At 58.6% G+C, this 15175-nt stretch carries 11 protein-coding genes; 7 read left to right on the top strand and 4 right to left on the bottom strand.

Annotated elements, in window-relative coordinates:
* Positions 1-20 precede the first annotated feature (20 nt).
* From ACNA0I_RS07255 to ACNA0I_RS07240, 4 genes are read left to right on the top strand one after another with little or no spacing between them, the layout of a single operon-like run.
* Entirely contained in the window at positions 21-1199 is a 1179-nt protein-coding gene (locus ACNA0I_RS07255) for an acetyl-CoA C-acyltransferase (protein WP_415805405.1), read from the top strand.
* Between the two features lie 26 nt (positions 1200-1225).
* Positions 1226-2002, top strand: coding sequence for an SDR family oxidoreductase (locus ACNA0I_RS07250; protein ID WP_415805404.1), 777 nt, complete (start codon positions 1226-1228; stop codon positions 2000-2002).
* A gap of 37 nt (positions 2003-2039) precedes the next feature.
* Positions 2040-2720 carry a 3-oxoacid CoA-transferase subunit A gene (locus ACNA0I_RS07245; protein ID WP_415805403.1) on the top strand — a complete coding sequence of 227 codons (681 nt, stop codon included), beginning with the start codon at positions 2040-2042 and terminating at the stop codon, positions 2718-2720.
* Between the two features lie 7 nt (positions 2721-2727).
* A complete protein-coding gene (locus tag ACNA0I_RS07240; protein WP_415805402.1) occupies positions 2728-3375 on the top strand; it encodes a 3-oxoacid CoA-transferase subunit B in 648 nt (215 codons plus the stop codon).
* A gap of 59 nt (positions 3376-3434) precedes the next feature.
* Here ACNA0I_RS07240 and ACNA0I_RS07235 read toward each other — a convergent pair whose 3' ends face one another.
* Positions 3435-4403 (bottom strand): LysR family transcriptional regulator, encoded by a 969-nt coding sequence (locus tag ACNA0I_RS07235; RefSeq protein WP_415805401.1) that lies wholly within the window; start codon positions 4401-4403, stop codon positions 3435-3437.
* A 153-nt stretch (positions 4404-4556) separates the two neighbouring features.
* On the opposite strand from ACNA0I_RS07235, the gene ACNA0I_RS07230 reads away from it, so the two are divergent.
* The 3 genes from ACNA0I_RS07230 to ACNA0I_RS07220 are packed head-to-tail and all read left to right on the top strand — an operon-like array spanning position 4557 to position 11418.
* Positions 4557-7874 carry an acetyl-CoA carboxylase family protein gene (locus tag ACNA0I_RS07230; protein ID WP_415805400.1) on the top strand — a complete coding sequence of 1106 codons (3318 nt, stop codon included), beginning with the start codon at positions 4557-4559 and terminating at the stop codon, positions 7872-7874.
* A gap of 29 nt (positions 7875-7903) precedes the next feature.
* Entirely contained in the window at positions 7904-10354 is a 2451-nt protein-coding gene (locus ACNA0I_RS07225; protein WP_415805399.1) for a CaiB/BaiF CoA-transferase family protein, read from the top strand.
* Between the two features lie 56 nt (positions 10355-10410).
* Complete coding sequence (locus ACNA0I_RS07220; protein WP_415805398.1) at positions 10411-11418, top strand: Bug family tripartite tricarboxylate transporter substrate binding protein; 1008 nt, start codon at positions 10411-10413, stop codon at positions 11416-11418.
* Between the two features lie 32 nt (positions 11419-11450).
* On the opposite strand, the gene ACNA0I_RS07215 is transcribed toward ACNA0I_RS07220, so the two are convergent.
* The 3 genes from ACNA0I_RS07215 to ACNA0I_RS07205 all read right to left on the bottom strand — a co-directional run bounded on the left by ACNA0I_RS07215 (position 11451) and on the right by ACNA0I_RS07205 (position 15149).
* Entirely contained in the window at positions 11451-12494 is a 1044-nt protein-coding gene (locus tag ACNA0I_RS07215) for a TRAP transporter substrate-binding protein (protein WP_415805397.1), read from the bottom strand.
* 218 nt (positions 12495-12712) lie between these two features.
* Positions 12713-13795, bottom strand: coding sequence for a TauD/TfdA family dioxygenase (locus ACNA0I_RS07210; RefSeq protein WP_415805396.1), 1083 nt, complete (start codon positions 13793-13795; stop codon positions 12713-12715).
* 46 nt (positions 13796-13841) lie between these two features.
* Positions 13842-15149, bottom strand: a complete 1308-nt coding sequence (locus tag ACNA0I_RS07205) for a CaiB/BaiF CoA transferase family protein (RefSeq protein WP_415805395.1) — start codon at positions 15147-15149, stop codon at positions 13842-13844.
* Positions 15150-15175: the final 26 nt, after the last annotated feature.

Here is a 15175-nt window from a genome sequence, read left to right as displayed (position 1 = left end):
GTGATCACATTGAGGACATCATGAACGAGGCTGTCATTGTTTCTACGGCTCGCACCGGTCTGGCCAAATCTTGGCGCGGCGCATTCAACATGACGTATGGCGCGACGCTGGGCGCTCATGCGGTTCACCATGCCGTTGCCCGAGCCGGTGTCGACCCCGCCGAAGTCGAGGACTGCATCATGGGCGGCACCTACCTCGAAGGCACAACCGGTGGAAACATCGCCCGTGCCATCGCCTTGCGTGCAGGTCTGCCGGTCACGACCGCTGGCATGAGTATCAATCGGTTTTGCTCCACAGGCCTGCAAAGCATCGCATTGGCCGCACAGCGTGTGATGGTCGAAGGCGCGCCGATGATTGTTGCCGGCGGGGTTGAGAGCATTTCGTGCACGCAGAATGAAGCCAACATGCACATGCGTCGCGACCCGTGGCTGCTCGAGCATAAACCTGCCCTCTATCTGAGTATGCTGCAGACCGCAGAAAACGTTGCCCGCCGATACAACATCAGCAAGGATGCGCAGGACGCCTATGGCGTGCGCAGCCAGCAACGCGCTGCCGCTGCGCGCGACGCCGGCCTGTTCGACGCCGAGATCGTACCCATGACGACCATCATGGCAGTGCAGGACAAGGCCACCGGTAAAGTCTCGCGCCGTGAGGTGACCATCTCTTCGGATGAGGGGATACGTGCAGACACAACGCTCGAGAGCATCGCGGGGGTCCGATCTGCGCTGCCCGGCGGCGTGATCACTGCCGCCAACGCGAGCCAGTTCTCTGACGGCGCATCGGCCTGCCTGGTCATGGATGCGAAACTGGCGGAACGTCGGGGCATTCAACCGCTGGGCATATTCCGCGGTTTTGCTGTCGCCGGCTGCGAGCCCGACGAGATGGGCATCGGCCCCATCTTTGCTGTGCCTCGTCTGCTCAAGCGGGCCGGGCTCAAGGTATCTGACATTGATCTATGGGAACTGAACGAGGCCTTTGCCTGCCAGGTGATCTACTGTCGCGACCATCTCGGCATACCCGATGATCGCCTCAATGTGAATGGCGGCGCCATTGCCGTAGGACATCCGTATGGCGTGTCGGGATCCCGGTTGACGGCGCACGCCTTGATCGAGGGCAAGCGCCGCGGCGCGCGGTACGTCGTCGTGACGATGTGCGTAGGTGGCGGACAGGGTGCCGCCGGTCTTTTCGAAGTAGCTTGATCGGCACGGCCAGGAAGGAGAACTCAATGAGCGTGAAGTCGCTGTTTCAGTTGGAAGGAAAAGTCGCTCTCATTACGGGCGGGTCTCGCGGCCTGGGATTGCAAATAGCAGAGGCCTTGGGCGAGATGGGCTGCAAGTTGGCTATCACCGCCCGCAAAGAAGCTGAGCTGGAGGCTGCCGCGCAGCACCTGCAGTCTCAAGGGATTGAGGTGCTCACCGTGCCCGGCAATCTCTCGCAGTTCGACACCATACCTGGCTTGGTAGACCGTGTGCTGGATCGCTTTGGCGTGATCGATGTGCTGGTCAACAACGCGGGCGCAACCTGGGGGGCGCCTGCCGAAGACTATCCCGATGAGGCGTGGCACAAGGTCATGGACCTGAACATCAACGCCGTGTTTTATCTGTCCAGGGAAGTCGGCCGCCGGACGATGATCCCGCGCCGCGCGGGCAAGATCATCACGGTTGCCTCCGCCGCCGGAATGCGCGGTACGGCGAAAGGTGTATCGACGATCGCCTACAACACGTCGAAAGCTGCTGCCGTCAACTTTACGCGCACGCTGGCTTGCGAGTGGGGGCGTTACAACATCAACGTCAATGCCATATGTCCTGGATATTTCTCGTCGCGCATGGCGGACGCGCAGATTCAGCGCTTGGGACAGTCGCTGCTGGACCGCATACCACTGGAGCGCGTAGGCGGCGAAGAGGACCTGAAGGGGATTGCGGTGCTGCTTGCCAGTGAAGCCTCTCGTCATATCACCGGCCAGGCGATTCTGGTGGACGGCGGCGCCAGTGTCAGCGCTTGATGCAACCGTGTTGAAACTCCATTAACGCAGGACTGAGATGATCAACAAGTTCAAGGACAACGTACATGAGGCGGTGGCCGATATCCCCGACGGGGCGACGGTTCTGGTCGGCGGCTTTGGCGGAGCGGGGCATCCGACGGAACTCCTGCATGCATTGCTTGAGCAGGGAGCACGCGACCTGACGATGGTCAGCAACAATGCAGGCAATCACGAAGTCGGTTTGGCGGCGCTGATAAAGGCCGAGCGAGTCCGGAAAATGATCTGTTCTTTTCCGAGGGCCAGTCATTCTTACGTATTCAACCAGTTCTACGCCGAAGGCCGCATCGAATTGGAATGTGTTCCACAGGGCACGATTGCAGAGCGCCTGCATGCGGCGGGCGCTGGGCTGGGGGGCTTTTATACGCGCACGGGCTACGGCACCGAGCTGGCAGCGGGCAAGCACGTCCAAGAGATCGACGGTCAGTTCTATGTGTTTGAACGCCCGCTGCACGCTGACTATGCGCTGGTGATGGCCGAGAAAGGCGACAGGTGGGGCAATCTCACCTACAACAAGACGGCGCGCAATTTCGGTCCGGTGATGTGCCAGGCCGCGAAAACCACCATCGTACAAGTCAAGCATAAGGTGGAGCTGGGCGAGCTCGATCCCGAGGTGATTGTGACTCCCGGCATATTCGTGCAGCGAGTGGTGGTCGTCAGCAATCCCCAATTCTCAAGTTGAAATCGCGATGCAAAAACTCACCCGCATTCAGATGGCCGCCCGGCTCGCAAAGGACATCCCCGCCGGCAGTTACGTCAATATCGGCATCGGTCTGCCGGAACTGGTGGCCAATCACCTCGATCCCGCCGATGAAATCCTGCTGCATAGCGAGAATGGGATGCTTGGCATGGGACCGGCAGCCGCGCCCGGCGAAGAGAACCACGAGCTCATCAACGCGGGCAAGCACCCGGTGACGTTGCTCACCGGAGGCGCCTTTTTTGGTCATGTGGACTCGTTTGCCATGATGCGCGGCGGGCACCTGGACTTGTGCATCATGGGTGGTATGCAGGTGTCGCAGACAGGTGACCTGGCAAACTGGTCCCTGGGCCGCAAAGGCGAGCCGCCTGCCGTCGGTGGTGCTATGGATCTCTCCGTCGGCGCGCGAAAAGTATTCATCCTGATGGAACACAACGCCAAGGACGGCACGCCCAAGCTGGTCGAGAACTGCACCTTGCCATTGACAGGCCTCGGTGTGGTGCATCGCGTCTACACCGACCTGGCGATCGTTGATATCACGCCGAAAGGATTCCTCCTGAGAGAGAAGCTCGTCGATATCAGTGATGATGAACTGCGAGCGTGTACCGGAGCGACATTGCACTTTCCGGATGACCGTTGAGATTGTGGGTAGGAGATCTCGTTACAGCGAGCTCGGGGCGAATCCGAACGGAGAGACCTTCATGTAAACCCGGGCTGAAGGGATTCCCGCCCCACCTCATTCTCTGCGAGCCACGTGACGCCCGCGCTTTTGAATGTCCGCACGTATGGCCGCAGCAAGGCGATCAATTCACTGTGTAGCGCTTTTACCGTATGCGGGTTACGCGTGAGCATGGGGCTGCAGGAAACGATCGTTCTGCCTAGCGACGGGCTGACTACTGGTGCGCCCACGAGTCGCTGGGCCTCCAGCATCGGCGTAATGGGCATGACCGGCAGAATGGTGTAACCCACACCGCGTTCGACCAAGTCCAGGATGACGGCGGTACTGTCCGATTCTGCGACTGGGTTCAGGTTGACGCCAATGATTGTGCACGCACGGTCGATGGCGTTGCGCAGGCTCTTTGCCTCAGGCACCACCATAGGCAATTTTACGACCTCGGCGAGGTTGACCGGGCTCGATGGCGAGAGCCCGCAACCCGGCAGGCCGACCACGTAGATCGGCTCGCGATATACCGGTGAGGTCTGCAGCATCTCCGATTGCAGATAGTCGCCCATGAGGCAGATGTCCAGCTTGCCGTCCTCGAGACCATCCTGCAAAAAATCAGAGAATCCCGCGGCGATTCGTACTTTCAGGTCTGGGTATTGGTGACGCAACGACGTCACCAATGGCCCCGCCAATACGGCGGCCAGGCCGGGCAACATCCCGATGGCCACTGATCCCATCAGGTTTTTGGTCGCGGCGCCAATGTCCGCCTTGGCCTGATTCAGCCCTTTGAGAGAGACGCGTACCTGATCGACAAAGCGTCGGCCCGGGACGGTCAGCACCATCCCCAGGTGGTTTCGGTGGAACAAGGGCGCCCCCAACTCGTCTTCCAACTGTTTCAGTTGTCGAGATAGCGCGGGTTGAACGATATGCAGCAGTTCCGACGCTCTAGTGAGGCTACCCGTTTCCGCTATGGCCAGAATGGTACGTAGTTGTCTTAAGTCCATCGTCGGCTCACTCCACTGATTGATCTATGCCGAACCGCTATAGCCGCCAGAGCAAGATGTGAATTGTCTCGTAGTTACGCGGCAAATACCATGGGTCGGGTTGGAGGGCCTGCTTGCAGGCGACAGAACCGTGAGACAAGAGATCAAAAAGCCATGAAAAGAATTTTGGTTGCCAACCGTGGTGAAATTGCCGTGCGGGTTTTTCGCGCCATACGTGACCTGGGCATGCAAAGCGTGGCCGTGTATTCACAAGATGATGCAAACTCACGGCATCGAATTTTGGCAGATACGGCGGTTGCGTTGGAGGGGTCTGGTCCGGCGGCCTATATCGATATTGATGCCATCATCGCCGCAGCCAGAAATGAGGACTGCGATGCCATTCATCCAGGTTATGGGTTTCTGAGCGAGCGATCGGATTTCGCGCAAGCTTGTACCGATGCAGGAATTACGTTCATTGGCCCAGAGGTCCAGCAACTGGCTCTATTTGGCGACAAAGGGAGTGCACTGAAGCTAGCCAGAGAATGCGATGTTCCGGTGATGCCGGCGACACACGGCGGCGCCTCGTTCGAAGAAGTCACGCAGTTCTTCGACCAGCAGGGTAGCGCCGGCATCGTCATCAAGGCGGTCGGCGGCGGCGGTGGTCGCGGCATGCGCGTCGTACAGGATAAATCTGACATTCCCGAACGCTACGCCCGCTGCCGATCCGAGGCGATGTCTGCATTCGGAGTGGATGCGCTCTATGCCGAACGCCTGGTCAGTCGTGCTCGCCACATCGAAGTGCAGATCGTCGGCGATGGCGTCAATGTCATTGCTCTGGGTGAGCGCGATTGCACGCTGCAGCGCCGCTTTCAGAAAGTCGTGGAAATAGCGCCCAGTCCGGTTCTCAACGCTGCGCTGCGCACCGGCATTCTCGATGCCGCAACAAAGCTTGCCTCGAAAGTGAATTATCGCGGCCTGGGAACCTTTGAATTCCTCGTCGAAGAAGACGACCGGGGCGTACAGACAAATTTCGTTTTTATCGAAGCCAATCCTCGACTGCAAGTCGAGCACACCATCACAGAGCAGGTCACAGGCGTCGATCTGGTCGCAGTACAAATTGGCATCGCGCAGGGGAAAAGCCTGCAGGCCTTGGGCTTGGATCCTGCGTGTCCGCCGCAGCCGCGAGGGTATGCCATTCAGGCGCGGATCACGGCAGAAACGACTGATGCTACTGGCATGGCTCGCCCTGCACACGGGCGGCTGGAGCGGTTTGATCCGCCAACTGGGCCGGACGTGCGAGTCGATACGCACGCCTATAGCGGCTATTCGCCCGCGCCGGCCTTTGATACGCTTTTGGCCAAATTGATCGTATCGAGTGCCAACGAGGACTTCGCCAGTGTCGTCAGGCGCCTGCGCCGCAGTTTGGCCGAATTTCGGGTCGTTGGAGTGGCGACGAATATTCATCTGCTCATGGCGCTTGTCGAGCGCGATGATTTCCTGCAGCAGCAGAACCATACGCGCCATGTCGAGGCGATTTTGCCGGAACTGCTAACGGCTGCTGCCCAGTTGAAAAGCGAGCAGCAAGCCAAGGATCAGCTAATCGGCGAAGACACGCAAACGCCTGCGGCATCATCTGTTTTGAAAGCAGTCGTCAACGAGGTGCTTGATGAGCGATTGGCCGCCTGCCGCGCGCCGTTGAGCGGTCGCATTGTCGAGCTGTCGGTTGGCGTAGATGACGTGGTTCTAAAAGGCCAACCCATCGCGGTCATCGAAGCGATGAAAATGGAGTATTCCGTTCTCGCCGAGGGCAATGGCCGAGTCGTGGACGTCCGCGCCATCAAAGGAAATCAAGCAGCCGAAGACGAAATCCTAGTTGTGATCGAGCAGGACTTCGACGGCGTCGATGTAGATGCCGATGTAAAAGCCGTAGACTTGAATGCGGTTCGCCCGGATCTGCAGGCCGTATTTGACCGTCATGCGATTCTCTATGATGACGCCCGCCCTGACGCGGTGGCAAAGCGGCACGCTCGAGGTCAGCGAACCGCCCGGGCCAATATTGCAGACCTGTGCGACGAAGGCTCCTTTGTCGAGTATGGCGCATTGGTCATTGCCGCCCAGGCCAGCCGGCGCACAAAGGAAGACTTGATCGCCAATACGCCTGCCGACGGTATCGTTACTGGCGTGGGCAACATCAATGGCGCTGAATTCGGCTATGACGCCTCGTTGAGTGCCGTATTGGCCTACGATGCAACGGTCCTGGCAGGCACGCAAGGCAAGCGTAATCACATCAAGACAGACAGGCTGGTCGAGCGCGCGCATCGGGACGAGATGCCATTGGTGTTGTTCGCCGAAGGCGGGGGGGGCCGTCCGGGAGACGTGGACTTTCCATTCGTGTCCGGGCTGTATCAACCCACCTTTGCGTCCCTGGCGGAACTGAGCGGCGAGGTGCCACTACTGGGCATTGTGTCGGGCCGATGCTTCGCGGGCAATGCTGCTTTTCTAGGCGTATGTGACGTCATCATTGCGGACAAGCGTTCAAACATCGGCATGGCGGGGCCGGCCATGATCGAGGGCGGGGGGCTGGGCATTTTCAAGCCTGAGGACGTTGGGCCCGCACCTGTGCAGTTTGCCAACGGCGTGATCGACATCCTTGTGGAAAACGAGGCCGAGGCCGTCGCGGTGGCAAAGCACTATCTCTCTATGTTTCAGGGGCGTACGAAAACCTGGTCGGCGCCCAACCCGCTCGAGCTGCGGCATATGGTTCCGGAGAATCGCCTGCGCGTCTACGATAGCCGCAAGGTCATCGAAGGCATCGCCGACGTGGGCAGCGTATTGATGTTGCGTTCGGGATTCGGGCATGGGCTGCACACCGCGCTGGCGCGGGTCGAGGGTCAGCCCGTAGGCATCATCGCCAATAACCCCCATCATTTGGGCGGCGCCATCGACGCCGATGCGGCGGACAAAGCAGCCCGCTTCATGACGCTCTGTGACGTTCACGGGCTGCCCATCATTTCCCTCATCGATACCCCGGGATTCATGGTCGGCCCTGATGAGGAAGCCAAAGCGCAGGTTCGCCATGTGTCCCGGATGTTTGTGGTGGCTGCCAAGTTGCGCGTCGCGCTGCTGGCGATTGCGCTGCGTAAAGGCTATGGCCTGGGCGCCATGGCAATGGCGGGGGGCAGTTTTCGCTCTGCCAGTTGTGCGGTGTCGTGGCCCACAGGGGAGTTCGGCCCTATGGGGCTGGAGGGCTCGATCAGGTTGGGCTTCAAAAAGGAGCTCGAGAATGTTCCGCCAGGGCCCGAGCGTCAAGCACTTTACGACCAATTGGTAGCGCGCGCATACGAACGTGGCCATGCCATCAATGTCGCTTCTACGACCGAAATCGACGCAGTTATCGATCCCGCCGAAACCCGCATCTGGATTCGTCAGGGGATCGCATCCGCAGCGTTGCGTGCGGGCCGGGCACGTCGCTCTTTTGTCGATACGTGGTGAGCACAAAAATTACTGAGGAACCGACCGTGATGAAGCACGACTCTACGGACCAGCTTGCCCTCGCTGGACTGCGCGTCCTCGAAATAGGTACCGGAGCGGCACTGGCTTATGCGGGCAAGCTCTTCGCTGACTTCGGCGCTGAAGTCATCAAACTTGAGGACCCCGCGGCGGAAGAACTGCGACTTGTTCCGCCTTTGTTGAGTCCTCCCGGATCGGCGCCGCAAAGCGCGCTGAACGCCTGGCTCAACACAAACAAACGCAGCGTTACCTTGAGCAATAGCAGCTTTGAAGAGCACGCATGGCTATCGCGTCTGGCGAGGACGTGTGACGTGATTCTTGATGCCCGAGCGTTGAGCGCAGGCGTTGACGTGCTGAGCCGGCCAGTTTGCGGCACCGGGGAGGCTGCCGATGAGTCAAACGCTCCTATAGAGGTGTGCTTGACCTGGTTTGGGGAAAGCGGGCCCTATCGCAATTTCGTGGGAACGACGGCCGTATGCCGTGCCTTGAGCGGCGCCGTCTACACCAGCGGGGCGGTGGAAGGCCCGCCGCATCTGCCACATGACGTTCAAACCGGCATTGTTGCCGGTCTGGCCGCGTTCTCGAGTGCGATATCAGCGCTGATCGGAGCGGCCGACGGGACTCGCCGGTATGTGCTCAGTATTCACGAGCTGGCGTTCTCGGTGGTGGAAATGGAGGCGGGCATGGTGCAAGACGGGCGTCACCCCAAAGCCCGTCTGGGTGTGAACCGATTCTGCACGACACACCCGGGGGGAATCTACCAGACCAGGCAGGGCTGGATCGGCATTTTCGCGCATACGGCTCCTCAATGGGCGGCGCTATGCTCGGCGATCGGCCATCCGGAACACGCCACTGACACTCGTTTCATCAATGGTCCGACGCGTATTCAACATGCCGACGAGATCGATGCGTTTTTGATTCCAGCGCTGCTGACCAAGACTGCTCAGGAATGGTTTGAGCAATTGGCACGCGACAAATTCCCTGCCGTGCTGGTGCCTACCATGGACGAATTGCTGCAACAGCGCGTCCATCGAGAACGCGGCGCGTTTGTTCCGGTGAAATTCGGATCGAGCCAATTCGAAGGCGTGGTCGTTCCGCTGCCACTCGGCGATGCGGGGCCGCTGCCTGGCGGGACTGCGCCGGCAACAGGGGCAGATAATGCCTTTTATCGCACTGAACAAGCATTGCGCCCCAGATCACGCCGCACACGTGCGCCGGCGGCTGTGGCACCGCTGCGGCAGATTCGCGTGATTGACCTGACAATGGGCTGGGCGGGGCCGTTGGCCGCGCGTACGCTTGCCGACTTTGGCGCCGAAGTCATCAAGGTCGAGGCCACGCAATATCCAGATTGGTGGAGAGGGACTCACCATACCGAGGAGTTTTATCGCGATCGGTTGTATGAAAAGAACTCGAACTTCGCGTTGATGAACCGCAACAAGCTCGGCATTACGCTTGATCTGACGCGGCAAGAGGGGCGCTCGGTTTTACTCGACCTGGTGAAAACCGCTGACATTGTCATTGAGAACTATTCGACCGAAGTGCTTCCTAAATTGGGCTTGGACTACGCAGCATTGTCTCGGGTAAACCATCGGCTGGTGATGATTTCCATGCCGGCATTCGGGAGTGGCAACGAGTGGAGCACCACCAGGGCTTATGGCGGAACGCTTGAGCAGGCTAGTGGCTTGCCTCATCACACCGGATTTCCTGAAAACCCGCCGTCGCTGACATCCTATGCGTACGGAGACCCCGTCGGGGGATGGAACGGGGGTGCCGCGGCGTTGGTGTCGCTGTTTGTGCAGGCGCGCACCGGGAAAGGGCAACACGTCAATCTTTCGCAAGTCGAATGCATGCTCTCGATGGTTGCACCGTTCCTCATAGAGCAGTCGGTATGCGGCCATGCCACCGCTCGTAACGGGAATGCGCATCCTGTTTTCGCCCCGCATGGCATTTATCAATGCGCAAGCGACGACGATTGGGTGGTTTTGAGCGTGATCAACGATACGCAATGGCACACCCTGATCGACGTGTTAAAGGCGCCGCAGTTGGCGCAGGATCCATCGTTGAGTCATGTGTCAGGCCGCCGCGCCCAGCGACAAGTGATAGATGAACAGATCAGCAAGTGGACCAAACAACGGTCGGCAGAAGAGGCTATGCACGTGTTGCAGACGGCCGGTATCAGTGCTGGCGTCGTAAAGCCCGTGTGGGAGATCCTGGAGGATCCACATCTGAATAAGCGGGGGTTCTTCAAAACGATTCCGCGCACATATCTGGGGCAATACCTGACCACCACACCGTGGTTCAGAGAAACAGCAGCGCCCACGGAAGTCATCCGTGCGGCGCCCACCCTGGGAGAGCACAGCCGAGAGGTTTTCTCGCGAGTGCTCGGACTGACTCAAGCGCAGCAGCAGGCACTTGAGGCGTGCGGCATAACAGGAACCGCCGCAACGAAGAAAGCAGCTTAGATAGCGAGACCGGTATTTTCGGCTTGGAAGTTGTCAAACTATTCGGAGACAAAAAAATGACTATATTCAAATCGCGTAGAGACTTTCTCATAGCATCCGCCAGTATCGCAGGCGCTGCCGGGCTTGGGCTGGGTCCGAGCGCGGTGTTTGCGCAAGACTCCCAATGGCCTGCCAAACCTATTCGAATTGTTGTACCGTTTCCGGCTGGGTCCATTACCGATGCGATGGCTCGTCTGTTGGCAGACGACCTGTCGAAGACACTGGGACAGCCCGTGATCGTGGAGAACAAAGGGGGCGCCAATGGGTCAATCGGGGCCGCTGAGGTGGCGCGTTCAGCTCCGGATGGGTACACCTTGCTGGCTACCAACAGCAGCAGTATTACCGTCAATCCATTGGTCTATAAAAATTCGCCCTATAAGTCGACCGACTTTGCACCGATCACGCTGGTGCTGGACGCTCCATTCATCGTGAACGTCAATGCCGAATGGGCAAAGAAGCACTCGATCAACTCGATCAAGGATTTGACGACCTTTGCCAAGATCCATCCGTCTGAGCTCACTTACGGCTCGGGAGGTATGGGCAATCTGGCGCATTTGGCGTATGCGATGTTGAGCAACGAAGTGGGGTTCAAGGCTACGCATGTCCCCTACAAGGCCGGGTCACAGGCCAGCACAGCGGCGATGTCTGGGGAAGTCAACACCTTATTTGACACGCTGACGAGTATTCCGCAGGTTAAAGCTGGAAAACTCAAGGCATTGGCAGTGACGTCACAACAGCGCCTCGCTCAGCTGCCTGAAGTCCCCACCATTGCCGAAGCGGGCTTTCCGAATATCGCTGTGACGTTCTGGTTGGGATTGCTGGCACCCGCCAAAACTCCTCCAGAAATCATTGAAAAACTGTACGAGCGTTCGAAGCAGGCCATGTCGGTGCCGGCAGCGAACAAGGCGTTGAGCGCACAAGGAACCATTGCCATGGTTGGTCCGAGCGATTTTGCCGAACGTATTGCGAACGAGACCAAGCAACTGGCCGAAGTCGTCAAACGAGAGAACATTACTCTCGATTGACTCACTGAGCCCGCGATCTCGCGCTATTTGGCTTATTGCAAGGCGGATTTTGCAATCAAGTCATCGTACACCGCAGGGGCGTCCGTAAACCCCTGCCGTTGGAGCTTTTTGACATAGGCGTCCGACACGGGCTGCAGGCCCGACTTCCAACGCTGCAACGTCGCAGCGTCCGGCCGCACTATTTCCTGTCCAGGTCCGTGCGCACCATCGTAGTAGGGCTTGTCCCATTTATCCCACAGCGGTCCAAACTGCGCAACTAGTGTGTCGCCAGACAAGCGATCTATGGCTGTGCGTACATCCGCAGGCAAAGCGTCGAACTTTGCTTTGTTCATCACGATAAAAAACGCCGACGCATAAAATGGCACTGCGGTGTGTTGCTTCATCTCATCATTGAAGCCGGGAATGGGCGTGCCCCAATTGGTGATGATGCCGTCGAGTTCGTTCGCCCGCAGTGCAGGCATGATTTCGTCGGGCTGCAGTAACTTGGGTTGCGCACCGACATATTCCAGCGTGGTTGCAACGGTGGCGTTTGGCACCCGCAATCGCAAGCCCTTTAAATCGCCTAGTTCGACGACTCGCGTCTGTTTCGTGTGTACCAGGCCGGGATTTTGCACGAACAACGCCAGCACCTTGAACTCTTTATACTCATCGGCGATCACGTTGTTCTTATAAAGCGCCCATAACGCCTCGGAGCCGCGCTTTGCATCAGAAACCACGAATGGCAGCTCGATTATCGAGCTTCGCATAAAACGCTCGCCTTCTGCGCCGCGCAGCCCAAGCGCGATATCGACGGTGCCCGCTTTGACCTGGCTGGCCTGATTTCGCACATTTCCTAATGGGGAGCTTGAGTTGATGACTTCGACTGCCACCTTGCCACCCGTCTGCCGTTCGAGCTCGCGCGCCCAGGGTTCCACCAGATCAACTTGAAAGAAGCTCTTTGGGCCTAGAAAGTGCGACATCTTTAGACGTATGACCTCTGGCTCTTGGCTTTCCGTCTTCTGAGCGTGTACCAGTAACGGTTGACAGGCCAATATTGCAATAGCGACGAGCTTTACGAGCAGAGGTCTACGACGCATGGCGTCCTCCCGGATATGCCGATGTGGCCTGGGCGATGAGATGTCTGCGAATCTTAGTTTAAGTATGAACTAATATTTATCATGGCTTACCCGTACTCGACAGAAGTATGCAAGATGCCGCCTGGGGCCCAGGCCCATCACCCCCGGCCTGGTGGACGCCGTGATGGCGAAGCAGGGGGCGCTGTGTCCCGAACTAACAGGGGGCCACCGCCTGTCACTTAATCGACCATCTGACCCAGCTGACCGTCCAACAACTGCTGGTAATGAACCGAAGGCAGTTCAATCAACGGCTTGCGATACTGGCTCCATAACCGGCGGTCTTCCTCCGTGTGGAAAATCTGCTTTTCCGGCATGGCAGGCCAGGAGGGGACCTCGAACCACAAGCGCAGGAGGTGGCGGCGGTCGGCCAGTTCTTTGGCATCCTGGTAGTCGGTACGACCGTGAACCATCATGCGATTGTTCAGGAACTGAATGTCGCCTTCTTTGAATCCCATGTCCAGATACAACTCGGGCGACGCGGACACTTTGCGTACGCGATATAGGGCCTCGGATTCCTCGGGCGTATAGTTGCATTGCCCACTCTTTTCGGCCAGGCGGGCATATCCCGTGGGCAGATAGCAGGTGATCTCGCCGTTTTCTTCGTAGAAGAACGGCACGCGGTCAGGACTGTAGGTGCGCGTGGCGCGGCGGCCGTCTTCGTCCGTGCGTTTCAGGTACAAACCGCGCGCCAGGATCTCCAGCAGATGAGGGTATTCCCGAGCCATGGTATTGTGCACCGCCAGCGCGCTGCTGATGCGGCTCTCACCCCCCGAGATGGCGGACCGCAGGCACATCAAGCCAATAATGTCGCAAGAGTCGGTGTGCATCAGCTGGCCTCCGCCTTTGCGATAGCCGCGCGATTTGGGCTCATAGTCGCTGACGTCCATGACATGGCCCAGTATGTCGCCCAGGTAGGATTGCGTCATCGGTTTACCCAGATATGAGCCCAGGCCAAAGTAGATGCGCGTCATGTCGTCATCGGAATAGGCTTGGCGATTCAGCCCTCGCAGCATCAGGAACCCACGGCCATGGCGTAGACGATCCGGCAAAGCACGCATCAGGTCGCCCACCTTGTCCAACGGGAACGTCTCTGGCGTGATATCTGGAAAATCGAGATTTCCCTGAGCCAGCAGATGCTTTAACGCCAGGTCGATCTCGCGTTGTTCGTTATCGCTCAGGATATGCAGGCCTTCTTTCATCCAGTCGATATCGGGGCCTTTCCAGGCGCCCAGCGTGTCGATCTGTGTTCCGATTTTGCTCATGATTGGGGTCTCCTTCGATGTCAGTATGCGGTGCAGGCAGGTGCGGTCAGACTGTCTGGGGCAGGGCGGATGGCGATGATACGGCTGCTTCGGTTTTATTGACGGTCGATGCTTCACCAAAGACCACGCCCTGGTCGAACAGGGGCTGCAGGTCTGTGCCGTCCAACAACTCTGTCAAGCATTCCACGGTGTGCTGGCCCTTGCGAGGTGCGGGTCTGCGCAACGTGCCTGGAGTAGTAGACAGCCGTGGCACGACGTTGTGCATGGGCATGTAGTCCAGGTCGGGGTCTTCCACGTCGATCAGGCTTTCACGTGCAATCACGTAGTCGTCGTGCAGCAAGTGCGACGCGTCATAGATCGGGCCAACGGTGACCTCGGCATCTTCAAAAATCCGCAGGTTCTCTGCCAGTGTGCGCTGGCCCACGAACCTGGACACGACAGCATCTACATCCTCTACGTGTTCCAGCCGTGCCACGTTCGTGCTGTAACGCGGGTCGTCATTCATGTCGGCACGTCCGATGGCACAGAACAGGCGGGCTGCCATGGTCTGCGTCGACGTGGATACGCACACCCACTGGCCGTCGGCGGTCTTGTAGGTGTTGCGCGGCGCCGTGGTGCTGGAGCGGCTGCCGGTGCGAGCCTTGACCTTGCCGGTAATGCGGTAGCTGGCGGCCTGCGGACCCAGTATGGAAATCATGGGTTCGAACAAAGACAGGTCGATGTCCTGTCCCTGCCCGCCATTGATACGGACTTCCCATAATGCGGTCATGGTGGCGCTGGCGCCATACAGTCCTGCTGTCATGTCGCCCAGAAACATGGGCGGCAGCACGGGCTCGCGATCCTGGAATCCGTTCATGGCCGCAAAACCGGAATATCCCTCGACCAGCGTGCCAAACCCGGGGCGGCGTTTGTATGGACCCGATTGTCCCCAGCCAGATATACGCACGACCACCAGTTTCGGATTGGTTTGGCGCAGCGTGTCCGGAGCCAAACCCATTTTCTCCAACACGCCAGGACGAAAGCTCTCGACCAGAACGTCGGCGCGGTCGATCATTTTTCGCAGCAGGCCGATGGCGCGCTCGTGGCGAAAATCCAGGCACACACTGCGCTTGTTGCGGCAATAGACTTTCCAGAACGTTTCGACCTCACGAGTCTTGAATGCGCGCAAGGTGTCGCCATTGCGGGGTTCCACCTTGATGACATCGGCGCCGAAATCAGCCAGTTGCAATGTCAGCATATTGCCCGCCACTAGCCGTGACAGGTCGATGACACGCAGACCTCGCAACGGACCGTGAGAATTCGCCGAATACGACGTCCGTTTCAGGGTAGTGGCAGCAGGTGTTGTCTTGTCCATGATTTTCAGTTTATCAACAAAATAGA

The organism is Bordetella muralis, assembly GCF_965139205.1.
Taxonomy (GTDB): Bacteria; Pseudomonadota; Gammaproteobacteria; order Burkholderiales; family Burkholderiaceae_B; genus Bordetella_A; species Bordetella_A muralis.
The sequence above is the reverse complement of the archived record's forward strand: the minus strand, read 5'-3'. Positions and strand labels throughout refer to the sequence as shown.